At 41.1% G+C, this 25296-nt stretch carries 24 protein-coding genes and 1 tRNA gene; 15 read left to right on the top strand and 10 right to left on the bottom strand.

What is annotated here, in order from left to right; translation table 11 throughout:
• Nucleotides 1-2: 2 nt before the first annotated feature.
• Together GPM24_RS21235 and GPM24_RS21240 are read right to left on the bottom strand one after the other, a co-directional pair.
• Nucleotides 3-90: transfer RNA gene (locus GPM24_RS21235), tRNA-Ser, on the bottom strand.
• Nucleotides 91-195: 105 nt separating this feature from the next.
• Complete coding sequence (locus tag GPM24_RS21240; RefSeq protein ID WP_158829610.1) at nucleotides 196-501, bottom strand: hypothetical protein; 306 nt, start codon at nucleotides 499-501, stop codon at nucleotides 196-198.
• Nucleotides 502-666: 165 nt separating this feature from the next.
• Between GPM24_RS21240 and GPM24_RS21245 the strand changes: the two genes are divergently transcribed.
• On the top strand, nucleotides 667-1638 hold the full coding sequence (locus GPM24_RS21245; protein ID WP_158829612.1) for a polyprenyl synthetase family protein: 972 nt from the start codon (nucleotides 667-669) through the stop codon (nucleotides 1636-1638).
• A gap of 216 nt (nucleotides 1639-1854) precedes the next feature.
• Here the strand turns inward: GPM24_RS21245 and GPM24_RS21250 are convergent, their stop codons facing one another.
• Nucleotides 1855-3195: a Gfo/Idh/MocA family protein gene (locus GPM24_RS21250; protein WP_158829614.1), complete on the bottom strand. Its 1341-nt coding sequence runs from the start codon at nucleotides 3193-3195 to the stop codon at nucleotides 1855-1857.
• Nucleotides 3196-3421: 226 nt separating this feature from the next.
• Here GPM24_RS21250 and cdaA point away from each other — a divergent pair, with 226 nt between their 5' ends.
• Entirely contained in the window at nucleotides 3422-4213 is a 792-nt protein-coding gene (cdaA, locus tag GPM24_RS21255) for a diadenylate cyclase CdaA (protein WP_158829616.1), read from the top strand.
• A gap of 19 nt (nucleotides 4214-4232) precedes the next feature.
• Here the strand turns inward: cdaA and GPM24_RS21260 are convergent, their stop codons facing one another.
• The 3 genes from GPM24_RS21260 to GPM24_RS21270 form a co-directional block, all read right to left on the bottom strand.
• Nucleotides 4233-4610, bottom strand: coding sequence for a hypothetical protein (locus GPM24_RS21260; RefSeq protein WP_158829618.1), 378 nt, complete (start codon nucleotides 4608-4610; stop codon nucleotides 4233-4235).
• Nucleotides 4611-4747: 137 nt separating this feature from the next.
• The gene (locus GPM24_RS21265) at nucleotides 4748-7237 is read right to left on the bottom strand and encodes a M1 family metallopeptidase (RefSeq protein WP_158829620.1); all 2490 of its coding nucleotides are present in this window, start codon (nucleotides 7235-7237) and stop codon (nucleotides 4748-4750) included.
• A gap of 231 nt (nucleotides 7238-7468) precedes the next feature.
• Nucleotides 7469-7879: a BrxA/BrxB family bacilliredoxin gene (locus GPM24_RS21270; RefSeq protein WP_158829622.1), complete on the bottom strand. Its 411-nt coding sequence runs from the start codon at nucleotides 7877-7879 to the stop codon at nucleotides 7469-7471.
• A gap of 186 nt (nucleotides 7880-8065) precedes the next feature.
• On the opposite strand from GPM24_RS21270, the gene GPM24_RS22355 reads away from it, so the two are divergent.
• Together GPM24_RS22355 and ahcY are read left to right on the top strand one after the other, a co-directional pair.
• Entirely contained in the window at nucleotides 8066-8947 is an 882-nt protein-coding gene (locus GPM24_RS22355) for a M23 family metallopeptidase (protein ID WP_158829624.1), read from the top strand.
• 217 nt (nucleotides 8948-9164) lie between these two features.
• Complete coding sequence (gene ahcY / locus GPM24_RS21280) at nucleotides 9165-10481, top strand: adenosylhomocysteinase (RefSeq protein ID WP_158829626.1); 1317 nt, start codon at nucleotides 9165-9167, stop codon at nucleotides 10479-10481.
• A 267-nt stretch (nucleotides 10482-10748) separates the two neighbouring features.
• Here the strand turns inward: ahcY and GPM24_RS21285 are convergent, their stop codons facing one another.
• Together GPM24_RS21285 and GPM24_RS21290 are read right to left on the bottom strand one after the other, a co-directional pair.
• A complete protein-coding gene (locus GPM24_RS21285) occupies nucleotides 10749-12749 on the bottom strand; it encodes a TlpA disulfide reductase family protein (RefSeq protein WP_158829628.1) in 2001 nt (666 codons plus the stop codon).
• A 458-nt stretch (nucleotides 12750-13207) separates the two neighbouring features.
• A complete protein-coding gene (locus GPM24_RS21290) occupies nucleotides 13208-13537 on the bottom strand; it encodes a YbjQ family protein (protein ID WP_158829630.1) in 330 nt (109 codons plus the stop codon).
• Between the two features lie 188 nt (nucleotides 13538-13725).
• On the opposite strand from GPM24_RS21290, the gene GPM24_RS21295 reads away from it, so the two are divergent.
• Nucleotides 13726-14448 carry a pyridoxine 5'-phosphate synthase gene (locus tag GPM24_RS21295; protein WP_158829632.1) on the top strand — a complete coding sequence of 241 codons (723 nt, stop codon included), beginning with the start codon at nucleotides 13726-13728 and terminating at the stop codon, nucleotides 14446-14448.
• 292 nt (nucleotides 14449-14740) lie between these two features.
• On the opposite strand, the gene GPM24_RS21300 is transcribed toward GPM24_RS21295, so the two are convergent.
• Complete coding sequence (locus GPM24_RS21300; protein ID WP_158829635.1) at nucleotides 14741-15664, bottom strand: EamA family transporter; 924 nt, start codon at nucleotides 15662-15664, stop codon at nucleotides 14741-14743.
• A gap of 80 nt (nucleotides 15665-15744) precedes the next feature.
• The gene (gene metK, locus GPM24_RS21305; protein ID WP_158829637.1) at nucleotides 15745-16995 is read right to left on the bottom strand and encodes a methionine adenosyltransferase; all 1251 of its coding nucleotides are present in this window, start codon (nucleotides 16993-16995) and stop codon (nucleotides 15745-15747) included.
• Between the two features lie 231 nt (nucleotides 16996-17226).
• On the opposite strand from metK, the gene GPM24_RS21310 reads away from it, so the two are divergent.
• The 10 genes from GPM24_RS21310 (at nucleotide 17227) to GPM24_RS21355 (ending at nucleotide 25230) form a co-directional block, all read left to right on the top strand.
• Nucleotides 17227-18114 carry a diacylglycerol/lipid kinase family protein gene (locus GPM24_RS21310; protein ID WP_233268928.1) on the top strand — a complete coding sequence of 296 codons (888 nt, stop codon included), beginning with the start codon at nucleotides 17227-17229 and terminating at the stop codon, nucleotides 18112-18114.
• A gap of 5 nt (nucleotides 18115-18119) precedes the next feature.
• Nucleotides 18120-18467, top strand: a complete 348-nt coding sequence (locus GPM24_RS21315; RefSeq protein WP_158829639.1) for a translation initiation factor — start codon at nucleotides 18120-18122, stop codon at nucleotides 18465-18467.
• 446 nt (nucleotides 18468-18913) lie between these two features.
• Nucleotides 18914-19762, top strand: coding sequence for a MotA/TolQ/ExbB proton channel family protein (locus GPM24_RS21320; RefSeq protein ID WP_158829641.1), 849 nt, complete (start codon nucleotides 18914-18916; stop codon nucleotides 19760-19762).
• Nucleotides 19763-19867: 105 nt separating this feature from the next.
• Complete coding sequence (locus tag GPM24_RS21325) at nucleotides 19868-20470, top strand: ExbD/TolR family protein (protein WP_158829643.1); 603 nt, start codon at nucleotides 19868-19870, stop codon at nucleotides 20468-20470.
• Nucleotides 20471-20473: 3 nt separating this feature from the next.
• Complete coding sequence (locus GPM24_RS21330; RefSeq protein WP_158829645.1) at nucleotides 20474-21016, top strand: ExbD/TolR family protein; 543 nt, start codon at nucleotides 20474-20476, stop codon at nucleotides 21014-21016.
• A gap of 40 nt (nucleotides 21017-21056) precedes the next feature.
• Nucleotides 21057-21905: an energy transducer TonB gene (locus tag GPM24_RS21335; RefSeq protein WP_158829647.1), complete on the top strand. Its 849-nt coding sequence runs from the start codon at nucleotides 21057-21059 to the stop codon at nucleotides 21903-21905.
• Nucleotides 21906-21914: 9 nt separating this feature from the next.
• The gene (locus GPM24_RS21340) at nucleotides 21915-22145 is read left to right on the top strand and encodes a hypothetical protein (RefSeq protein WP_158829649.1); all 231 of its coding nucleotides are present in this window, start codon (nucleotides 21915-21917) and stop codon (nucleotides 22143-22145) included.
• The gene (locus GPM24_RS21345) at nucleotides 22135-23055 is read left to right on the top strand and encodes a PstS family phosphate ABC transporter substrate-binding protein (protein ID WP_158829651.1); all 921 of its coding nucleotides are present in this window, start codon (nucleotides 22135-22137) and stop codon (nucleotides 23053-23055) included. Before GPM24_RS21340 ends, GPM24_RS21345 begins: the two co-directional genes overlap by 11 nt.
• 31 nt (nucleotides 23056-23086) lie before the next feature.
• Nucleotides 23087-24775, top strand: a complete 1689-nt coding sequence (locus tag GPM24_RS21350; RefSeq protein WP_233268929.1) for a tetratricopeptide repeat protein — start codon at nucleotides 23087-23089, stop codon at nucleotides 24773-24775.
• 83 nt (nucleotides 24776-24858) lie between these two features.
• On the top strand, nucleotides 24859-25230 hold the full coding sequence (locus GPM24_RS21355; protein ID WP_158829655.1) for an NADH-quinone oxidoreductase subunit A: 372 nt from the start codon (nucleotides 24859-24861) through the stop codon (nucleotides 25228-25230).
• Nucleotides 25231-25296 lie beyond the last annotated feature (66 nt).

Below are 25296 nucleotides of genomic sequence, written 5' to 3' on the forward strand. Positions count from 1 at the left end.
AGCGGAGAGGGAGGGATTCGAACCCTCGATACGCTTTTGACGTATACACACTTTCCAGGCGTGCTCTTTCGACCACTCAGACACCTCTCCGTTTGAAAATAAGTTTGCAAATGTAAGCGAATGGATTAGCATACGCAACAAAAAAGCGAAGCCTGTTGCCAGAACTTCGCCTCTTCACAAAACTACAACTAAATATTAATATCTTCTAAAATCGTTATGCTTGCTGCGCTCAACAGCATAGCTTAAGCGGGCTTCTTCGCGCTGTAAATGCTTGCGTTCAAACCGGGTAAGGCGGCCGTCGGCCAGCGCCATACGGCGCTCACGTTCTAACTGTATTTGTTGACGATGTAATGCTACGGCTTCAGTATGGGTAATCTGTCCATGGCGTATGCCTTGTTCAATCCGTTGCTGACGTACATATGGGTTGCGGGTTTGGGCTTGGGCTACAGAAGTGATAGCTAAAACGGCTATTAATAAACTTCCAAATATTTTCGCTTTCATAGTATTTTCAAGTTTGTTTTCATAAGTAAGAGGGGAAAAACACAGGCAAGGTTTAATGCCCCACTTAAATTAATTGATGCAGAGCGGGTAAATTATTTTAAGTATGTTTGCAGCCAATTGTCAGAATAGGCAAAACGCACACCCTTATACGTTGTTTAGTTTTCGATGCTGAACCTTAACGAGATTAAAAAGCCCATCGCTGCTGAGATAGATGTTTTTGAGGAGAAGTTTAAAGCTTCGATGCAAAGCTCGGTGCCCTTGCTTGACCGCATTACCCATTACATAGTAAAACGTAAGGGTAAGCAAATGCGGCCCATGTTTGTATTTTTTACGGCCAGCTTGTGCGGCGGTATTACCGAGGCTACCCACCGTGGTGCAGCCTTGGTAGAACTTTTACACACGGCTACGCTAGTTCATGATGATGTGGTGGATAACAGCTATCAGCGTCGTGGATTTTTCTCCATCAATGCTTTGTGGAAAAACAAGATAGCCGTACTGGTGGGCGATTTTCTACTGGCCAAGGGCATGGAGCTATCGCTGGCTAATAATGATTTTCAGATACTGCGCATCGTAAATGAAGCTGTAAAGCAAATGAGCGAAGGCGAATTGCTGCAGGTTGAAAAGGTGCGCCGTATGGATGTAAACGAGAGTATCTACTACGAGGTAATCCGCCAAAAAACAGCTTCACTAATAGCAGCCTGCTGTGCCTGTGGGGCTTCGTCAGCCGGTGCAGACGACGAGACGGTGGAAAAAATGCGTCAGTTTGGCGAAAAAATTGGTATTGCCTTTCAAATAAAAGATGATATGTTTGATTTTGGTACCGACGATGTAGGCAAGCCTCTGGGTATCGATATTAAGGAAAAGAAGGTGACGCTGCCGCTGATTTACTCGCTTAGCCATACTACCTCTTCCGAAAAGCGGCGTATAATCAATTTAGTCAAAAACCATAACGAAGATGCTGAGAAGGTAGCACAAATCATCAGCTTTGTACACCAAACCGGTGGCCTGCAATATGCCGAAACCCAAATGCAGAAATACCAGCAAGAAGCGTTCGAGATATTAAATACCTTTCCACCCGGCGAAGCCCGTACGGGATTGGAGCAACTGGTAAGATATACGACGGAACGGAATAAGTAAAATTTAGAACTAGGAGCAAAGAAGCAAGAGCCAGGATAAACATGTCATTAAGAGCGGTAGCTTAGTACTTCCGTTCCGGTTAATAATGCGAAAGATTGCTTCATCGTACCTCCTAGCAATGACAACAAGGAAAAACAAAAACTACCCCCTACAGCAGTAATATGTTTTTTGTGGAAAGTATCCTAGCTCCTGGATCTTATTTCTGAACTCTATTGCCTATTCTTCCTTCGGCATATTAGCTTTGTTCCGGAACGTATCCAGCGTGGTAATCGTTTCTAGCTTAACAGGCTTACCCGTGCGGGCCGATTCATAAATGGCTTCCATAATTTTATGGTCTTGTAAGCCTTCTTCGCCGGGGGTAAACGGTTCTTTGTTGTCCATAAGGCATTGCGAAAAGTGGTCCATCTCCAATGCAAACTGCTGTTTTTCGCCCACAATGATATTTTGCTTAAATTCTAACTTGCCTTGAGCCTGTGAAGCTTCCGTTTTTAAGCCGTTGTAATTAAACGCCGGATCCATGCCAAACCAGCCGCCGTTATCTGCATAGCAGCGGTAGCGTTTAGAGTCGTGTACGCTGTAGGCACAAGTATTATTAGCCACCACGCCGCTCGGAAAAAACATCTGAAACATTACTTTATCTTCCACTTCCTTAAAACGTGGATCATTAGCATCGCTATGGATAACTGCCGATACCATATTGGGTTCTTCGCCGGTTAAGTAGCGGTTGGTGTTTATGCAGTACAAACCAATATCTGGCAACGAACCACCGCCAGCCAGCGAACGTTTTAGTCGCCATTGGTTCGGGTCGCCAATGTTTTGAACGTTTACCGAGTCAATCACTTTTACATTGCCAAAGTGCTTGTCGCGAGTCCATTGCATCATCAGTTTGTTGTTGGGTTCGTACTGTATGCGGTAAGCAATCATCAGCTTTTTACCGGCCTTTTTACAAGCATCAATCATGTTTTTGGCCTCTTTGCTTGAGGTGGCCATCGGCTTTTCGCAAAGTACATGTTTGCCTGCTTTGGCGGCGCGTACTACAAATTCTTCGTGCATGCTGTTGGGTAGCACAATGTACACTGCGTCTATCTCGGGGTTGTTTTTAATCTGATCAAAATTCTGGTAATTGTAAATGTTTTTTTCGGGGATGCCATGTTGTGCGGCTACCTTTTTGGCTTTGGCAGCGTCGCCGCTTACCAGGGCTATCGGCTTGCTGTATTTGCACGAACCAAAGGCCGGCATGATCTGTCCCATCGTCAACTCACCAATACCCACAATGGCGTAGCCAATACGTTTAGACGGTTCTACCATGGTAGCTCCGCTTTCCTGCTGACGCTCGGTTGGCGCATGCTGACTAGGCACCTGTACCTTAATGGTGTCAGCCAGCATTTTGCGGGTGCCTGCGCCGTTCATTTGCTGAGCGTCGGCCGTGCACGAGGCTAGTTCACCTACAACGGTGGCTGCCACCAGGCCTTTGCCGGCGTTTTCTAAAAATTCCCGCCTATTGCATTCGCCTGTTGAGCCAAGAAAGGATTGCATGAGTTGATTGATGTTTTTCATGACGGTAGGTAGTTCTGGTATTTACTGGTAGTTATTAAATTTTCTTTAACCACAAATTGTAAAGGGCTTTTGTTTGATGGCAGAGTGGTTAAGTAGTTGATTTGTTGAGTTGTTAAGCGGTTGGAATAGTTTGAAAAGATAAAAACAGCTTAATGCAGCTGTAGCTGGTTTAATCAACCAATCAACCAACTATGAACTGTAAATTAATTCCCCTAACTTCGTTTCCATGCCTGCGTTCGATTTTAGCATGTTTAAGTTTAACCTGTTCACCATACTGGATGTGGTGCTGGTGGCTATCCTGATATACCAATTATACAATCTCATTAAGGGTACTATTGCAGCCAATGTTTTTGTGGGCATGGCCATGATATGTTTGCTGTACTTTGTGGTAAAAGCGCTGGATATGAAGTTGCTAACCGGTATACTGGATAACTTTATCAAAGCTGGTATTGTGATCGTAGTAGTGATATTTCAGCAAGAGATCAGGCGGTTTTTGTTGCTGGTAGGGCGCAATGCATCCTTACAGCGTAACCGTGCCTGGTGGCGCTACTTTTTGGGTAAAAACGAAAGTGAAAAAGATAATTATAAGCGCATTAAACCTATCATTGATGCTTGCAAAAGCATGAAGCAAACCCGCACAGGCGCGCTGATAGTATTTGTAAAAGAGTACGACGAGAATTTTTATCAAAACAGCTGCGAGGTGTTAGATGCCAAATTATCCAAGCGCTTGTTGGAAAGTATATTTCAAAAAAATAGTCCGCTGCACGATGGCGCGGTAATTATTTCGGGTAATAAAATTAAATCGGCTAGTTGTATTTTGCCGCTGACTGATAATACCGATTTACCGCCACAATTTGGCTTGCGCCACCGAGCCGGCATTGGCGTTACCGAATCCAACGAGGCTACGGCTCTCATTGTATCCGAAGAAACCGGCGAGATATCCTACGCCAAGCAGGGCCGCGTAAAAATGAACATCAGCTTTGCTGAACTGGAAAAACTGTTAAATAAAGACTACTAAACCATTTTTACGGATTAACCTAAGCAGCAGCTTTTTGCTTTGGCTTACTGATAAGCATATGGTATTTAATGCTGTCGGGTGCACGGTATATGGGCATTCTATCACGGCTATTTAAGCTAGCAATTGGCATATTGTCCTCAATCTTATTATCTGACAGCATTCGTTCAAATCTTGCTTTGTCAATCTCTTCTTGCAAGTTGGGCGTTTTTATAACGCCTATCAATTGGCCCTCTTTATTTTTAGGCTGAAGTGATTTGAAATTTATAGTATCAGCAAGCAGCGGCTGAAAAGGCATGCCTGGTAAAATAGAAGGTGTACCGCCCGAAAACGATGGTGACTGGGCTTTTGCCTTATAAGTGCCAAAGGCCAGGAATATTAATAAGTACGCCTTTTTCATAATGTGAGGATTAAGTTGTTACTAAGTTAATTAACAGAAAAATATAAGCCTAATTATTTAACAGATTTAACACTTGGCAAAAAATAAAAAGGCCAGCTTGTATTAAGCCGGCCTTGAGTTATAAAGATAAAAAAGCTTTATTTGATTTGAGCAATAGCTTGGTCAATAGCTTTTACCGAAGCATCGTCGTTCTTTTTAGCACGTTCGGCTTTAATGCTTTCCAACATGCTTACCACTTGCGGGCCAACGTATTGTTTAAAGCGCAAACCAAAATCTTTAATTTGGCTAACGCCTTGCTGGGCGTACTCTGGACTTTGCACACGTGCAACAAAGCCGGCATAAGCTGGCATAATGTTGAACCGGCTTTGCGGAGCCATATCGGCAAATTTGCTGTTTACATAAGGCCATTCTGCATCTGTACCGTTAGCAGCATATACCGCCAAAATAGCTTCAGCCAAGTCGCCTTTTGCATCTTTTTCCAAGCCTTTGGCTGTTTTTAAAGCTTCAGCGCCGTCAATCTGACTCAAGCCACCCAAAGCCGCACCTTGTATGGCGTAAGATTGGCTGCTTAACGCCTGTTTAAACAAGTTTGCATTACCGGATGCTTTCAAGTCGCCTAACACATCTAAAGCCGCTGCACGGGCCAGGTTATTAGGGTCGGTTTGTGCAAGGGATACCAAAATAGGTTGTGCTGCATTGCGCACATCATCATTGGTTAATTTTAAACCGCGGATGGCTCTGATGCGCAATCCGTAATATTTATCTTTCAAGGCAGCTATCAGAATTTTACGGGCTACATCGCTGGTTGTTTGCTGCGCAATAGCAGCGGTGATAGCTTCGTAACGATCCATATACAATCCAGCATTGTTGTACTGGTAGGCCATCTCTTCGATGGTTTTGTTGTCTACCTTTTGCGTAAGCAGTGCCTTGTCGGCATCTACGTTTACCAGCAGCGGTTTGCTGGCTACATTAAAGGTTAGAGTATCCACTTTATTACGTAGCCAAACCAATTTACGCTGTTTACCGCTGTTGGTATAAATATCTACGTTTACAGGTAGTATAAACGGATTGCCGGTTTGGTTTTGCTGTACGTAAACGGTTTGCGTTTTAGAACCAGCATCCCATTTGTAACTGATGTTCAAGATAGGATGACCAGCGCCATAGTACCATTGGTTGAAAAACCAGGTCAAATCTTTGCCGCTGGCTTCTTCTAATGCTAAGCGTAGCTGATGCGCCTCGCCATTTTTAAAGGCATTAGTTTTCAGGTAAATATTTAAGCCTTTGTAAAATGCCTCATTACCTAGATAACTACGCAGCATGTATAAAATAGAACCACCTTTTTGGTAAGTTACATTGTCAAATACATCCTCTTTGTCGTTATAGTAAAAACGAACCAGGTTTTTCTCAGCAGATCCCTGACCGTTCAGGTAACTACGACGGTCATTGTTGATGTGGGCGTCGCCTTCGTCTTTTCCGTATTTGTATTCGCCCCACAGGGTTTCGCTAAAATCAGCAAATGATTCGTTTACGGTTAAGTTACTCCAGCTTTCGGCAGTTACATAATCGCCAAACCATTGGTGGAACAGTTCGTGTGCAATGGTGCTTTCGCCCCAGGCATAATAACGATCTAATAGTTCACGACGGGTAGCTTGTACATCTGCACCGTGCAGCGTGGCACTGGTGTTTTCCATTGCACCGCTCACATAATCACGCACTACAATTTGTGCATATTTATTCCACGGATAATCTACGCCCAGCGTTTTCGAGAAAAACTCAATCATTTCGGGCGTATTACCAAAAATATCTTTAGCGTAAGGGGCGTAGGCAGGTTCCAAGTAGTAGCTTACTTCTTTATCACGCCATTTATCTCGGGTGATTTTAAAGTTACCCACAGCCATCATAAACAGGTAAGGCGAATGGGGCAAGTCTTGCTTCCAGTAATCGGTACGGGTGCCGTTGCCATTGTTTTTTTGCGATACTAAGCGACCGTTCGAGAGGGTTACATATTTAGATGGCACCGTCATGTAAATCTCTTCGGTGGTTTTTTGATTAGGCTTATCGATGGTTGGGAACCAGGCCGATGAACTTTCAGTTTCGCCCTGTGTCCAGATTTGTACCGGTTTACCTTTAACGGCGCTATCCGGGTTGATAAAATACAAACCTTTGGCATCTGTAATAGCTGCGCTGCCTTGTGATTTTAACTCATCGGGTTTCGAGGTATAATCAATATATAAGGTATAATTTTCGTTGTTGCGATAGGTTTTATCCAGCTTAATTGCTAAGCTCAAGCTATCGTAAGTAAATTTTAAAGGTATATTCTGGCCGTTCTTTACTACAGCAATGGTTTTAATATCCATGCCCTTAGCATCCAGGCGCAGGCTGTCGGTAGGATATACGTGTGGTTTTAAGGTTACCCACTCTTTACCATACATGTGGCGCTTTTTATAATCAAAACGTACATCCAGCTTGGTGTGTACCAGGTCGTTAATTTTTTCGGGAGTAGCCCGGTAAATTTTCATGGCTGGGTTAACCGGTTGGGCGGCTTGCTGTTGCTGCGCATAAGCTGGCAGTTGCACTAAAGCCGCTACAAAGCCGGCTACCAGCAGGGCGAGAGATTTGTTATTCATGAACTTATTGATAGTAATATTTTGCTTAGATAACTTTTGTACTGTTTTGTTACGAAGATAACGTTTTGTGGCTGTTTGTGTAACCAATATCTGGGTGGTTGTGCAGTAGGATGTAACTTACAAAACGGCTTTAATGTGTTGTTGAAGAGCTTGGTATAAATTATTGCCTCTTAACGCAAAAAATCCGGCGCAAGGGCCGGATTTTCATTTATGCTATTTTCTGCTTTTCAATTAGCAGTGTTGTTCAAAAGCATCAATCAGGTTATCGGCAATCATTTGTGCCGGGCGACCTTCAATTTGGTGGCGCTCAATCATGTGTACCAGTTTGCCGTCTTTAAACAAAGCCATAGCTGGTGATGATGGCGGATAAGGCAGCATGTAGTTACGGGCAGCATCTACAGCATCTTTTTCCATGCCGGCAAATACGGTTACCAGTCTATCAGGATGTTTGCCGTGCTGAGCAGCCATTTTAGCAGCCGGACGGGCCATAGCCGCAGCGCAACCGCAAACAGAATTTACCATTACAAACACAGTTCCTTCGCTCTCAACAGCTTCTTTTACAGACTCAGCATCTTTTAATTCGGTAAAGCCGGCGTTGGTTAAATCAGCCCTCATTGGAGCTACAAAATATTCTGGATACATATAAGTTTTTTTCTAATGTCTTATACAAAAATATCAAATTAAGCTTCGAAAAAAGCCAATGCATTAAAATATTAACAATTGACTGACGTTTAACCTGTAACTTTTTTGCCCGCAACTTCCGTTTAATATACAGTTGCCGGGTAACTGGTTGCTAAAGTGCCCTGATTAATTGATTTAAACTATTGTATGAATTTGAAACAAGCAGATGTGAGTGTAGGAAGTGTTGTGGGTAAAAATCAGCTTAAGCCAAAAGTGTTACAGGTAAAAGCCCGTTATTTAACGGCGTTGAAAGTGTTTGTAGGATTAACCGTAGCTTTAGTAATAGCCTTAACTACTACCATCTACAAGCTTAATGAACAAACCCGTTTACAGACTGAAGAAAATAACCGCCTGTTAAACCAGGTATCATCCCTAAAAAGCCAGGTAGATGAAAACGTGGAAGCCCTAAACTTGGTAACTGCACAAAAAGACAGCAGCAACAGCAAAGCGCTAGGCTATATTGAAAGCATACAATCCAAACTAAAAACCATTAATAGCTATTTGAGCCGCCGGGGCTTGAAAAGTGTATCGTTTAAAACAATTAAAGCGAGCAACAAAACCAGCAAGGCAGATAACACCAAGATTTACCAAAAGTATAACCGCTATTTATCTAAACTGGTAGATAACATTGCCGAGATGCCTATGGGCTATCCGCGTGCAAGTTCTTTTACCTCAATTTTTGGCTACCGTGGCAATCCGTTCAATTTTGGGCGTAGTGAATTTCATCCCGGATTGGACTTTAAAGGGCAAATGGGCGATCAGGTAAAATGTACGGCTAGTGGTAAAGTTATATTTACCGGTCGTGCCGGTGGTTATGGTAACTGCGTACGCATTCGTCATATTAATGGTATTGAAACATGGTACGGCCATTTGTCGCGCATTACGGTTCGCGAAGGTCAGAAAGTAAGTGTGGGCGAAATGGTGGGCAAGGTGGGTTCAACCGGACGCTCAACTGGTCCGCACCTGCACTACGAAGTGCGTCGGGATGGTAAGCCCGTAAATCCAGTGCAGTATTTGTCGTTGAATTAATTGTAGATTTAGGAATATAGAATTGAGATTTTAAGTAGGCTTCGTTTTTGTCAGATGCAAAAACGGAGCTTTATTATGATAGTGTCAGCTTAAATTGTAAAAGTAATAGCATTGCGCATCAAAGCTAATTCGCTGATATCGAACTGCAGACTTAAAACGCCTCACCTTGTATAACCCGCTGATTATCCCTAATTTTGCAGTCTTAAATTAAGAAAGTATGTCGTCAGTAGAAACTACCTACGTTAAATACAAAGTAAAAGACATGTCGCTGGCCGATTGGGGCCGCAAAGAGATAGAACTGGCCGAGGCAGAAATGCCGGGCTTAATGGCTTTACGCGCTGAATACGGTCCGTCGCAACCTTTACAAGGTGCACGTATTGCTGGCTGTTTGCACATGACTATCCAAACCGCTGTGTTAATTGAAACACTGGTGGCGTTGGGTGCCGAGGTTACCTGGTCGTCATGTAATATCTTCTCCACACAAGATCATGCCGCTGCCGCCATTGCTGCTGCCGGTATTTCGGTTTATGCCTGGAAAGGTATGAATGCCGAAGAATTTGACTGGTGCATTGAGCAAACCTTGTACTTTGGCAAAGAGCGCCAGCCACTGAACATGATTTTGGATGATGGCGGTGACTTAACCAATATGGTGTTTGATAAATATCCTGAACTGGTTGCCGGTATCAAAGGTTTATCTGAAGAAACTACCACTGGTGTACACCGTTTATACGAGCGCATGAAAAATGGTACTTTGCCAATTCCTGCTATCAACATCAACGACTCGGTTACTAAATCTAAATTCGACAACAAATACGGTTGCCGCGAATCATTGGTAGATGCTATCCGCCGCGCTACCGACGTAATGATGGCCGGTAAAGTAGCCGTAGTTTGCGGTTATGGTGATGTGGGTAAAGGCTCTGCCGATTCATTGCGTAATGCAGGTGTCCGCGTGATTGTTACCGAGATTGACCCGATCTGTGCGCTACAAGCTGCTATGGAAGGTTTTGAGGTAAAACGCCTGTCAACTGCCATTCCGGAGGCTGACATTGTGGTAACCGCTACCGGTAACTGCGATATTGTACGCGAGCAACATTTCCGTGCTTTGAAAGATAAAGCTATTGTTTGTAACATCGGCCACTTCGATAATGAAATTGATATGGCCTGGTTAAACGGTACTTATGGTGATACCAAGGTTGAAATTAAACCACAGGTTGATAAATACACCATCAATGGCAAAGACGTTATTGTGTTGGCTGAAGGTCGTTTGGTAAATCTTGGTTGTGCTACCGGTCACCCTAGCTTTGTAATGTCAAACTCGTTTACTAACCAAACTTTGGCCCAGTTAGAACTTTGGACCAACCGTGAGGCATATGAGAACAAAGTATATACCCTGCCTAAGCACTTGGACGAAAAAGTAGCCCGTTTGCACTTAGCCAAAATTGGTGTAGAGCTGGAAGTACTAGATGAGCACCAGGCTGAATACATTGGCGTAACCGTTGAAGGTCCGTTTAAACCGGAGTATTATCGTTATTAATTTTTATTACGAAATATAATGTAAAAGATAAAGGCATGACTTAACGAGTTATGCCTTTTTTTGGTGATAATTAATTCCGTTAGTTTATAGCAGAACACAAATGCTTGACATATTTCCTATATAAGAAATGAACATGCTGTGATTATGCAAAAGCGATGTTTATTAAGCCTTACTAGCCAATTATTTTAATGTTGCTTAAGTTTTAAATAATAAACGTAAGGTAGCATCCAAAATGGTTACGCCTTAATTTAGAATTACTTGTAGCTTTTAGTTTAAGGCCTTTTTTAATACTTCAGCAGTTTTATCAATACCCTCAAAACCTGTATGTAAGTAAACTTGATTTCCTATCTTATCAAAGATCAAATATGCTGGAATACCTGAAATCTTGAGTTTGCTTTTTAAAGCAGACATTTGCTCATGAGTTATTCTAATGTGCTCGCCGGACATTTCGTTGATCATATTTTTCCAGATCTTTGTTGGTGAGCTTTCATCGGTAAGGTAAATAAAAATAACGTTATCTTTATTAATTGAGGCTTTGGTTTGCTTGAAATCTTTGATGGCTTGTATGCAGGGGGCACACCATGTTGCCCAAAAATCTATATAGATTGTTTTCCCATTAAATGGCTTAATTATCTCATTCAGCACAATATCCGGATTTGCTATAGTTTTGTCTATAGAATAAATTCTGTAATTATTAGTGAGTTGATTTTCAGGGGTCTTTTCAAGTATTTGTTTGCTGATAGAAAGTATATAATGTTGTAAAAATGAGTCTTTCAAGCTTTGGAGTGCAGCTATATCATAAGCATTAAGCGGCGTATTTTGCCGAATCAGCTTCTTGCAAAAAAGCTGGCTTGTAGATAAATCGAACATTATGCCAGAGCTTGTGCCTAATATATGCGTAAGTACTCTCTTGAGGCTATCTGAATATTCTTTATTTGCAAACGAGCGGCTTTCATCAGCAAAACGGTCATTGAAGTTGCTCACAAACATTGCATCGAAAGGTGTTTTAGGCTCCTCAATATACTGTCTTTCCGAATCGTCCGGAATAAAAATCGAAGCTTCGGCTAACGCTATTCCAAGCGCCCATTGCATGTTATTAATTTGCTTTGCATTTGCGTTTGGTAAATTAATAGCGGCATCAAGGTCTTTTATCATCCGCGCTATATCAGATGGTAAGGAGTCGATTTGTTTTATCCTTTTTAAAAGTTTAATTGTTTGTACTTTCTGTTTTTGTTTCCGCTCTGCAGGCCAGTTGTTTGGATTTTCTGTTTTCAAAAATGCAATATATGCCCTTTCTTGTTTAGAAAGCGGATAGTCTTTTAACAAAGAAGCGAAGTTTTCATTGCTTATAAAATTGACTTTAACAACGTTATGATGTATAATATCTTCTATACCTGCTGCATTGTTAATTACCTTTGCAAAGTCAGATGAATATAGTCCATAATAATCATTAACATGAAATTCTTTTAATGCTGAAAAAAAGCGCTCATCAAAATCAGGAATCGTGATCTTCTTGTTACGTTTGCGCTCATCTCTATATACCATATCAAGTTGTACTATCCAACTTGCAGCATCCATTCTTAGATTGATTTCGGCTAGTTGCCGAGTTTTGGTTAATAATTGTTTGTCTTCTGAAAGATCTTTAAGTCCTTTACTTACTTGCTGAAGAATGAATTTTTTTAATGTCTCTGCTGATGTATTGTGGTTGTCAATTAAACCATATATTAAGCTAGGAGATAAAAAACGGCGTGAATAATTAGATAGGTTAAATTGATAAAACTGATTGTTGATATCAGCAAAAGCACCTGAGAAAACAATTTGTTCTTTTTTGTTTGGTCTGCGCAGGTCAGCCCATAGCACCGATTCCTTACCCGGTTCAAGGATGATTTTTCCATTGTACGGCAAAAAGTCATAAAGCATTACCTCAGATGCAGAAACCAAAGGTATTATGACTTTAAAACTTCCTTTACTATCGATAGTTAAATCGATGTTTATCTCTTCGTTGGTAATAGGATTATTATATACTAAGTGCGCCTTCTGGTTTTCAAACGCGTAACCAGTTAAATGGCCCGTAAGTATTGCTGACTGATTTTTAAAAACCGGCATAGGCAGGGGCCGATCGTCATCAATTGGATGCAAAGCTGCCGCAATAAGCTTTTGAGGTATAGAATCTATTTTGTGTACTATACTAGTAGCAGTGGCTGTCTGCCAATAAAACAGTTGACTAAAAAGCAGCATTGCTGACAATGATATGTAAAAAAAGTTCATGTTGTGATAAGATATAGATCAGGTGATTAACCTAAATTCTAGTGCACTTTTTAATTAGTGGCTTCTTGGAAAAGGAAGCAACCTGCTTTTTGATAGAGAATTAAAAGTTTAGGTGATTGTATATGATATTTAAACTGATATTAAACTAAATATATTTATATATCGGTTTAAATGAAAAATTGAATGTGAATCCATACTTTCCAGTGATAGTATCTCATCTGGTGCAATCACAATCGCTGACAAACATCTTTTTCAAAATTCAACTTATGTTTGCTGCTTTTCTGTATATATAATTGCCTTACAAATGCAGAGCCTGTAACTATGTGACTCAGCTTTGTTTTTAAGTTGTTATATGTTTACGTGCAGATAATTAGCTATTGCATTATAATTAAACAGGGTGCCTTAAAACCCCTGTTTAATCTTATGATAACTATTGTTTCCGGATAAGGAAGTTATTTTTATTCTTTTTCTACCACTACAGCTGTGCCATAAGCCAGCACTTCTGTAACGCCTTGCATTACTTCATTAGCGTCATAACGCATGTTAATAATGGCATTGGCACCTAAAGCCTGTGCATGTTGAATAAGCAGTTGGTATGCCTCTTCGCGGGCACGTTCGCAAAGCTCAACGTAAATAGATAACCGGCCGCCAAAAATAGATTGTAAGCCACCGGCAATGTTACCAAGAGCACTACGGCTGCGTACGGTGATGCCACGCACTACGCCTAAATGTTTTACTACACGGTAACCGTCTAAGCTGATGCTGGTGGTGATAAGAGAGGTATCCATAAAAATGTTGTTTTAAAGCGATTTTAATAAATATGTCGTAATGTTTTAGCGTCTCAAATATAGCAGATTTTCCTAGCGGCAATAAAATATTAACACTATAAGACAAATGAACCTGCATTTAAAGCAATCATAAATACCTTTTAACTGTTAGCATGAAAGATGTTTACTTTGCAAAAATTTTATAGCCGATGGTTAGATTATCAGTTAATATCAATAAAATAGCAACATTGCGTAATTCACGCGGCGGTAATAAGCCCGATTTAATTCAGGTAGCTAAAGATTGTGAAAAGTTTGGTGCGCAAGGCATTACCGTACATCCGCGGCCTGATGAGCGCCATATCCGTTACAGTGATGTATACGAGCTAAAAGAAATTGTTACTACCGAGTTTAACATAGAAGGTAACTGCGAGGAACAAAAGTTTATTGATTTAGTGTTGGCTGTAAAACCCCACCAGGTTACTTTGGTGCCCGATGCTAACGGACAGCTTACCTCTAATCATGGGTGGAATACCATCGAGAATAAGCGTTACCTTACTGATATGGTAAAATGCTTTAAAGATGCCGGCATTCGTGTATCCTTGTTTGTTGACCCATTGCTGGATATGGTAGAGGCTGCTGCTGAAACCGGCACAGATAGGGTGGAACTGTATACGGAAAGCTATGCCGCCCATTACCATCAAGGGATAGAGCTGGCTGCCGCGCCATTTATACAGGCCGCAGAAATGGCTCATAAAGCAGGACTGGGTTTGAATGCAGGTCACGACCTGGATTTGCAAAATCTTAAATACTTTGCGCAAAACGTTCCTAATCTAGATGAAGTAAGTATTGGTCATGCCTTAATCAGTGATGCGCTATATTATGGTCTGGAAAATACGATACAGATGTACAAGCAACAACTGGCTAGTTCATAACAGACCTGATTATTTACTTAAAATATAATGTGTGGTTGTACCATTAGTGCAGCCACACATATCTTTTAGTAAGGCAGCGTTCGCAGAAAAATCTTTGTAAGGGTAAGAAGAATAACAGGGTTTTTACCAGCGGCCCTCTGGATACACGGTAGGCAAATACTCGTTTGCATTTTGAACATTGTGGTTCCAAGGTTTAGGGGGAATTGTAGATTAATCAATAGTTATTATTCCTTATACGAATGCCTTATAGTAAAAGTTTAATAAAAACGAGTGATTAATTAACCCTGAGTTTTTAGGCAACTTTAACTTTCCGGTAACTTGGCACGTTGACCAGTAAAATGCCGATTAAAATTACGGCCAAGCCTAGCATTTGCCCGCTATATAAACGCTCGTTAGCCAATACCCAGCCTAGCACTACAGCTACCACTGGGTTTACGTAGGTATATGTGCTTACTAACGCAGGCGCTACTTGACCTAATAGCCAGATGTATGATAAATAACCTACTAAGGAGCCAAACGTTATCAGAAATATTATGCCGGCCCAAGCTTGTGCAGGTACATGGTTAAATGTAAATCCCTTAAATTCTCCACTTATGCCGGCTATCAAAAGGCTGAATAGGCTAGCCGCTATAAGCTGTATACTGCTGTTCATGATTACTGAGCTGTTGCCTTTACTGCTTTTGGTAAGTAATGAACCCACAACCCAAAGCATTGCGCCAATTTGTACGCCTATCATGGCCCATAGGCTCATAGCCGATTGTTTAGCTTCCTGATGCCCCATCTGCACAAACAAGAATATACCTACAAAGCCAATGAGCAAACCAGAGATGATATACTTGTTTGAAAAGTATTGGGCCCATCGCGATCTATCGAATATCAAAAACCATAGGGGCTGTGCAGCAATTAATACCGCTACTTGTCCCGAACCGATATACTGCTCGGCCCAAGCCACCATGCCGGTACCGCCCACCAGCATTAAAATGCCGCTGATGGCTTGAGTTCTAAGCAACTTGCCCTTTGGAATCACTTCGCCCTTAGCTTTGCAATATATCAACATTAAGATGCCAGCCACGCAGTATCGCAAGGCCACCAGTATAAAAGGCGGAAAACCGGTAAGTCCAAACTGTACCGCCAGATAGGTAGAACCCCATATGGTATAAACGCTCAAAAATGCTAGCATAATGAGCCAGCGCGATGCGGTAGGTTTGGTTTGCATAGTTGATAAAGCTTATGGTATGCAAAAGGAGCGACAGACATCGCCCATCGCTCCTTTTACTTATCAAAAATAAGAAATTATTATAAGCTAAATGCTTCTTTTATCTTGTCAACGTAATCCAGCTTTTCCCAGGTGAACAGCTCTACTTCAGTAGTTACTTCACGGCCTTCGGGGCTTACAAAGGTTTTAGTAACCGTTTCGCTTGGTTTACCAAAGTGTCCGTAAGCTGCGGTTTCGCTATAAATAGGATTGCGCAATTTGAAGCGGGTTTCAATAGCGTAAGGGCGCATGTCAAACAACTGGCTTACTTTTTCAGCAATTTCTCCATCATGTAAATCAACTTTGGCCGTACCATAGGTGTTTACATAAATGCCCATAGGTTGTGCAACACCAATTGCGTATGATACTTGTACCAATACTTCATCACACACACCTGCAGCAACCAGGTTTTTAGCGATATGGCGGGTTGCATAAGCAGCCGAGCGGTCTACTTTAGAGGGATCTTTACCCGAAAATGCGCCACCACCGTGTGCACCTTTACCGCCATAGGTATCCACAATAATTTTGCGGCCGGTTAAACCAGTGTCGCCATGCGGGCCGCCAATCACAAATTTACCGGTAGGGTTGATGTGGTATTTAATGGCTTCATTGAAAAAATGTGCATATTTTGGATAACGGGCTTTTACACGCGGAATCAGGATGTTGATAATATCCTCACGTATTTTAGCCAGCATAGCCTCATCTTCATCAAAATCGTCGTGCTGGGTAGATATTACAATAGCATCAATGCGTTGTGGCTGATTGTTATCATCATACTCCAGCGTAACTTGCGATTTTGCATCCGGGCGCAAATATTTAATGTCGGTACTTTCGCGGCGGATAGCGGCTAGCTCTATTAATAAAGCGTGTGCAATATCCAGTGCCAACGGCATATAATTGTCGGTTTCTTTGGTAGCATAACCAAACATCATACCCTGGTCGCCGGCGCCTTGCTCTTGCTTGTTCTGACGATCTACACCCTGATTAATATCTGGCGACTGCTCGTGGATGGCTGATAGCACGCCACATGAGCTGCCATCGAACATATACTCCCCTTTGGTGTAGCCAATTTTATTAATCACTTCGCGTGCAATTTTTTGCACATCCAGGTACGCTTTTGATTTTACTTCGCCGGCTAAAATTACTTGGCCGGTAGTTACCAGGGTTTCGCAAGCCACCTTCGAGTCTACATCAAAGGCCAGAAAATTATCAATCAACGCATCCGAAATCTGATCGGCCACTTTGTCCGGATGTCCTTCCGAAACAGACTCTGAGGTAAACAAATAAGGCATAAACTATCTTAAAATCTTAAATTAAATAAATAAAATAAGTGGTTAACAGATAGGCTGGATTAGTAAAAAAGAAGAGTACAAGGGTTTAGCACTTTTTTACGTGGTTGCAATCCGGCTTCTGCCCATTCAGGCAGCGTTATCAAATCAGTCCACTTTACAATGAGCAAAAGTAAAACAATTTTACAAAAGCCGAAAATAGGCTTACTTTTGATGGCCGAAAAATTACATTGTTTGAAACGTAAAGCCCTGTTTGTCATAAATCCGGTAGCCGGTGGTAAAAGCAAAGCCCATGTGCCGCAGCTGATACAAAAGTGTCTGAACAAAAATGTTCTGGAATCCACCATTGTTTTTACCGAAGAGGCCGGGCACGCCAACTGGCTGGCCAAAGAGGCTATTGATACTTATCCGGTAATTGTAGCCGTTGGCGGCGATGGTACAGTAAACGAAGTAGCATCAGCCGTGGTAGGCAGTCAATCTGCATTAGGTATTTTACCTTTTGGTTCAGGCAACGGTCTTTCACGGTTTTTAGGCATCCCGATGGATACTGCTGAGGCAATTAAATCACTCGGCAATTGCCATATTGAACAAATAGATGCCGGTCAGATAAACGGGCAATGGTTTTTTAACATGGCCGGTATGGGCTTTGATGCACATATAAGCCAGGTGTTTGCACAACAGGGTACACGCGGCTTTATCACCTACTTTAAATCGGCCGTACGCGAAATTATCAATTATAAATCGCAGGCATATCACCTTAACATCGACGGGAAAGAATATGACCGTGAAGCTTTTATGTTAAGCTTTGCCAACTCATCACAATATGGTAACAATGCACACGTATCACCAACCGCTTCGGTTCAAGATGGGTTGCTGGATGTGTGCGTCATCAAGCCTTTTCCGCTATATCGTTTTCCTGAAATGGGTCTGCGGATGTTTACCAAAACAGCCGATAAATCTAAATATGTGGAAATTATAAAGGGTAAACATATCAGTGTTTTCCGCAAAGCATCGGGCCCGGTACACCTGGACGGCGAACCACAAACTTTAGGTGAATCAGCCGAAATCAAGATTTTTCCTCGTTCGTTAAATGTAGTAGTAGGGCATTATCCCGCTAAATAAGCATTATGTCATCTAAAAAAAGTAAGAAAGAAAGTTCGGGCATTATGTATTCTACTAATCCCGACTTTGAGTTTGAAGCTGAAGATAACGGCGATGTGGTAACACCTGCACCACAGCAGCAAAATTTAAAGATATACCTCGACAGAAAAGGCGGTGGCAAATTAGTAACCCGCATAGCTGGCTTTGCCGGAGCCGAGTCGGACTTAGAAGTTTTAGGAAAAAAGCTTAAATCAAAATGCGGCGTAGGTGGTTCGGTAAAAGATTATGAAGTTTTGATACAAGGCGATTTCAGGGACAAAGTGCTGGAATTGCTGCTTGCAGACGGATATAAAGCTAAAAAAGCCGGAGGATGATTGTTAAGAATATGATATTATATTATTAACATAACTTAAAGTTGTTGAGCTATTGTGCACAGGCTTTCACCAAAACATTCCATACAAAACATTTTCTTTATAAGTAAGTTGTAAGCAAAGAACTGTTTACTGCAAGCGTAAATTTTACACTATCCTTGCATACTATATCAGGTTAGTTACACTTTTTTTAGTGTTTAATGCTTGATATTATTAAAAAAAATGGTTTTCATTGCAAAAAATTGTTTTTGCAAACACAATTTATCTTTTAACAAACGTTATGTAATACATTGCTTGCCAATGAAACTTCATACGGTTATTAAAAAATTGTGAAGAATAACATTTTGATTAGTTTTACATTATTAAAATTATAATTTTGTTATTCGCATTAGTGAGCATATTTAATTAACTAAATATTTAAACAAAAACTAACAACTAAATTTAAAGTAATGGCAACCGCACCATCAAAACCAACTACTCCTCCTGTTAAAAATGAAAGCTCAGGTAACACAGGCGCTTTCGCTTCATTAGTTATTCCTATTTGTTTTGTAATTGCATTATGTATTTTCATCTTCGTTCTGGGTCATCCAAGCCATTACAAAGGTGGCGACGTTGAAAAAGGCGCCCCGGTTGATTACTTTGGTACTGTACACAGAGGTGGTCCGATTGTACCGGTACTGATGACACTGTTCCTGATGGTGATTATCTTCTCAATCGAAAGATTTGTGGTAATTGGCAAAGCGGCTGGTACTGGTAACGTTGATGTTTTCGTAAGAAAAATCAATGGTTACTTGAACTCTGGTAGCATCGATGCAGCTGCAGCTGAGTGCGACAAACAAAAAGGTTCTGTAGCTAACGTAGTAAAATCTGGTCTGAAAAAATATCGTGAAATGGAGCAAGAGCCAAATCTGGACGTTGACCAAAAAACTCTGGCTATTCAAAAAGATATCGAAGAAGCTACTGCATTAGAAATGCCTATGCTAGAGCAAAACTTAACTATCATCGCTACTTTAGTATCTATCGGTACACTGTGCGGTCTGTTAGGTACAGTAACTGGTATGATCCGTGCATTCCAGTCACTTGCTACTTCAGGTGCTGCAAGCTCAACTGAGTTGGCAAACGGTATCTCTGAAGCGTTGATCAACACTGCAATCGGTATCTTAACTTCAGCTGTATCAATCATCATGTACAACATCTTTACATCTAAGATTGATAAACTGACTTACGCTATTGACGAAACTGGTTTCAGCATTGTTCAAACTTTTGCTGCATCACACAAAAACAGAGAGAGATACTAAGATATTAGTTGCCATAAAAATTACTCCGCCACGATATACTATTATCAAGGCGGAGTAGTTAATAAAATAAACAACTGATTATAGTATTCTTAACAAAATATAGAAATGCCTAGAGTAAAAGTTCCACGTAAAAGTACCGCAATCGATATGACCGCTATGTGCGACGTAGCGTTCCTTTTGCTTACTTTCTTCATCATGACATCAAAACCCCGGATAGAAGATCCGGTTCCGGTAGACACGCCGGGAGCAGCTGAGGAGCAAACCTTGCCAGAAAAGGATATTGCTATCATCACTGTAGGTAGTGGCAAGGCGTTTTTCAATATGGAAGGAGCTGAAGCCCGTAAAGAGCTTTTGGTGCAAATGGGTGAAAAATATAAAATTGGTTTTACCCCAACCGAGGCTAAAGCATTTACCACTGTAGATAACGTTACGGTGCCAATTGCACAGTTAAAACAGTATTTGGCTGCTTCGTCTGAGGAGCGCAAGCAGATGAACCCAGGCATTCCAACCGATTCAGTAAGCAACGAGCTTTATAACTGGATTCACGAAGCCCGGGTGGTAACCAAAAACATGTATGATAAAGAGCTGCGCGTTAGTATTAAAGGCGACAGTAAGGAAGAATATCCTACTATGCAGCGTATCATTGCCATATTGCAAAAGCAAAAAGTAAATAAATTTAGTTTAATAACTACTTTAAGAGGAAAATAAGAAATGGCAGAATTAGATACCTCCGGCGGGGGTGGCAAGAAAGGCGGGAAGGTTAGAAGTAAGAAACAATCTACACGGATAGACTTAACTGCCATGGTAGATTTGGCTTTCTTGCTGGTAACTTTCTTCATGCTTACTACCACCCTCAGTAAACCAAAGGCCATGGATTTGGCCATGCCGGATAAGGACGAAAAAAATCCGAAAGAGCAGTTGCCTGTAAAAGCTTCACAAACCCTTACCGTATTGTTGGGTAGCAATAATAAATTAGAGTGGTTTATGGGCGTACCCGGCGAATCACTTACACCGCCTACTGTAGACAACTACGGTAAAGATGGTATCCGTAAGGTATTGGTTGAGCAATCTGCTAAAGTAAAACAAACAACCGGTAAAGACATTTTAGTATTGGTAAAACCAAGCGAAAAATCTGTTTACAAAAACGTAGTAGATATGTTGGATGAACTTCATATCACCAACATTACCGCATACGCCATTGTAGACATTACCCCGGAAGAAATTGGATTACTGAAAAGAGACAACATTTTTTAAAATAACAAACAACGTAGCTAACGTTATTAACCAAAAAGTCATGGCTATATTCGGATCAAAATTAGACATACTTAAGACGGAGTGGCTTGATGTTGTTTTTAGTGATAGAAATAAAGCGTACGGTGCATACCAACTACGCAAAAATAACTCACGTAACATGATTTATGCCTTTCTGATTACAGTAGGCTTATTTGTTGCTGTGGTTTCTATCCCAACTATCATCAACGTAGTTAAGGGTTTTATCCCTAAAGCTCCCGAAAAAGTAAAAATTCAGGAGGTGCCATTATTGCCACCGCCGCCAATTAGTAAAACTGAACCACCGCCGCCACCACCGCCGCCAACTCCGGAACCTCAAAAACCGAAGATTGATCAGGTGCGTTTCCCGCCTCCGATTGTAAAGCCGGATGAGCAGGTACGTGAAAAAGATCCACCAACACAGGAGGATTTAAAAACGGCTGATCCAGGTCAGAAAGATATTAAAGGTGACCCTACACAAACCGTTCGTATTGACGAACCTGTAGGTAACGCTCCTGTTAGTAAACAGGTAGTGGAAGAAGCGCCAAGCAACGAAATCTTTACTTCGGTAGAGGTTACACCTGAGTTTCCAGGTGGTATGGATAAATTTTATGCTTACTTAGGTAAAGCTATCCGTTATCCGGCTGTTGCTCGCGAAAACAATGTATCAGGTCGTGTAATTGTAACCTTCGTTGTTGAACGTGATGGTAGCTTAACCGACGTTAAAGCCCTGCGTGGCCCGGGTTCAGGTTTGGAAGAAGAAGCGGTTCGTGCCGTAAAATCTTCACCAAAATGGAGACCAGGTAAACAAAATGGTCGCGACGTGCGTGTTCAATACACTGTACCAGTAGTATTTACCTTGCAAGATCAATAAGAGATTTTAATGCAAAAAATATCAAATGATAAACAAAAATCGCCCGCAAGGCGGTTTTTGTTTATTTTAGGAGCAGCCTTATTTATTTCTGTCTTTATTTTAGGGCTATTGATCATGTTCTGGAAAAAGCTGCCTATTGCTCTGACGCAGTATCAACGCTTTACTTTTGGCGGTTTATTTATACTTTACGGTATTTTACGATTTGTTAGAATAGTACGCACAAGAATTTATGAGGAATAGCGTTAAAATAATTATAGGCTGCGTAATTGTGCTGGCTGTATTTATTACCTGCCGCCAACGAGCCAAAAATTTTAAAAAGAATGACGACACTGCTACGTCTGGAACCATACAAATAGTAGCCGACGAGTCGTTCGCACCTATACTGGATGAGGAAGCCTATATTTTTAAGGCCATGTATCCTGAAACCAATGTTAAATTGGTTTACAAAACAGAAAAAGAGGCTGTTAAGCTTTATCTGGATGATAGTATCCGTACAATCATTTTAGCACGCCAGCTAACGCCTGATGAGCAGCAAATTATGGAACAACGTAATTTGCCGCCCGAAAAAAGCCGGTTTGCAATTGATGCCATTGCATTGATCGTTAATCAGCAATCAGCAGACACTACAATTTCGGTAAACGAAATTAAAGCTGCGTTAAACGGCAAAGCTATGACTGACAAAGAAATAGTTTTTGACAACCCAAACTCAAGTTTGGTAAGGTATTTGAAAGACTTTTCGGGTAACACCGAATTAAAACAAAAAAATATTTACGCGCTGAAATCAAATATAGAAGTAATTGCTTATGTTGCCCAGCATCCAAATGCTGTAGGTATTGTGGGTTTCAGCTGGCTGGACGATCCGGATAAAGATTATGCGGATAATGTAGCCAAAGTGAAAATTGTAGGTGTTAAGGATGAAAATAATAATAAAACGCCTAATATTTATTTTAAACCTTCACAAGAGAGCTTAGCTCTAAAACAGTATCCGCTTAGTCGTGGTTTGTATACACTAAACAGTACCGGTCGTGCCGGATTAGCGTCGGCATTCCAAGTGTTTTTAAGAGGAGAACGCGGACAAAGGATAATATTGAAATCGGGCTTGTTGCCAGATTCAATTCCGCCAAGAGAATTAAACATAATTAATAACTAAACATCTAACACTATAAATTAAAGCCATGAAGATGATTAATAAAATCGCCGGAGCCGGATTGGGCATGATATTTATAGGTTCATCAGTTTTTGCGCAGAGTCTGAACGACGCCAAGAAAGCTATTGACGCCGAACAATATCAAAAAGCTAAATCAATGTTGAAAAACCTAACGGTTACACAACCCACTAAAGACGAAAACTTCTTTTATCTGGGTTGGGTTTATTTAGCACAAGACTATCCCGATTCAGCAAAAGCTGTATTCAATAAAGGTATCGCTGCCAATCCAAAATCAGCCTTAAACTATGCCGGTTTGGGTGCTGTAGCGCACGTAAACAAAGATGCTGCTGGTGCACAATCTAATTTTACCCAAGCTGTTACTTTGGCTGGTAAAGATACTAAGCCATATGTGTACGTAGCTAAAGGCTACATGCTGGAGCCAGCTGATGCTAATTCTGCAATTAATACGATTAACAAAGTATTAAATGACAAAGCAAAAGATCCTGAATTATATATTGCTTTAGGTGACGCTTATCGCTCGCAGTTAAAAAGCAGCGAGGCTTATAAAGCGTACTCTTCAGCACTTGATTTAGATCCAAAATCGCCATCACCTAAAGTATCAACAGGTGTATTGTGGCGCTTTGCCGACAACTTTGCTGATTCTGAAACGCAATTTAAAGAAGCGTTAGCTATCGATCCTAATTTTGGTCCGGCTTACCGCGAGTGGGCAGAAACCGATATCCGTTGGGCGCGTAAAGTACCTGCTCAGGCATCAGCTAAAGTAAACGAAGCGGTTGAGCAATACCGTAAGTTCTTAAGCTTAACTGATATGTCAGTTGAGTCTCGTATCCGTTACGCCGACTTCTTGTACCAAGCTGGTAAATTCAAAGAACTGCAGGAAGAAGCTACTGCTATTTCTAAAATTCCGGGTGCTAACCTGAAAGTATACCGTTATATTGCTTATGCTGCTTATGAAAATGGCGATTATGCAACTGGTTTAACTGCCATGAACACCTGGTTATCAAAAGCAGATCCTAAACGTGTTATTCCTTATGATTACCTGTATTTGGGCCGTTTGCAAATGAAAACTCCTGGTCAGGATTCGGTAGGTATTGCTACTTTGAAAAAAGTGGTAGAAACCGATACTACCCAGGCTGATATCTATTCAGATATTGCTAAAACCTTGTACGGTCAAAAAAAATATGCTCAGGCCGGTGATGCTTACCATGCATATGTTACCAAATCCAGCAAAGCAACTTTAAATGATTACTTCTATGAAGGTATCAGCTACTACTTTGCTTTTTCAGATCAGTATGCGGCATCATTCAAAACAACATCAACTCCAGATACTACTTTATTAGGTAAAGCGGATGCAGCTTTTGCTCACGTAGCAGCTAAAGTTGACAAGCCTAATGCTAACGTTATCTTATATCGTGCCCGTATAGCTGACTTACGCGAGCCAAGCCGCGAAACCAGCCAAGGTTTAGCTAAGCCTTTCTACGAGCAGTACATCCAGGTAGTAACTGAAAAAGGTGTTACCGATGCTGATAAAAGAAATTTGGGTGAAGCTTATGCTTACTTAGGCAGCTACTACCAGTTTACACAGAAAGATGCTGCTAAGGCAACTGAAAACTTCACTAAAGCAAAAGAATTTGATCCGTCTAACACAACAGTTCAAAGATTCTTTACACCTAAAAAAGCAGCTACTGGTAAAGGTAAATAAGCTTTAAATAATATAATTTATAAAAATGGCCGCCCAATTGGGTGGCCATTTTGTTTTTTAGTCAATAAGTATATATTTGTGATATGGAAGTACAAAGTTTACCCGTTAATTATCTGCCCATTATCATTCAAATGATAGTAGCCGTGGGGTTTGTGGTAACTACTATGTTTGTTACGCATAAAATAGGCCCTAAGCGTCAAACTAAAGATAAGCTGACCCCTTTCGAGTCTGGCATTGAGGTGGTGGGTAATGCACGTACGCCGGTTTCAATCAAGTACTTTTTGGTGGCTATATTATTCGTACTGTTCGATATTGAAGTAATATTCATGTATCCGTGGGCAGTAAATTTTAAAACAATGGGTATAGATGGCCTGGTTGAGATGTTTATTTTTATGGCTACCTTATTGTTAGGTTTTGTTTATGTACTCCAGAAAGGTGCACTAAACTGGGACTAAGTTTAGACACATTCTAAATATCATACTAAATATCATACACTCTATGTTATTTACGTTATAATCATA

The sequence above is a fragment of the Mucilaginibacter lacusdianchii genome (assembly GCF_009770985.1).
GTDB classification, from domain to species: Bacteria; Bacteroidota; Bacteroidia; order Sphingobacteriales; family Sphingobacteriaceae; genus Mucilaginibacter; species Mucilaginibacter lacusdianchii.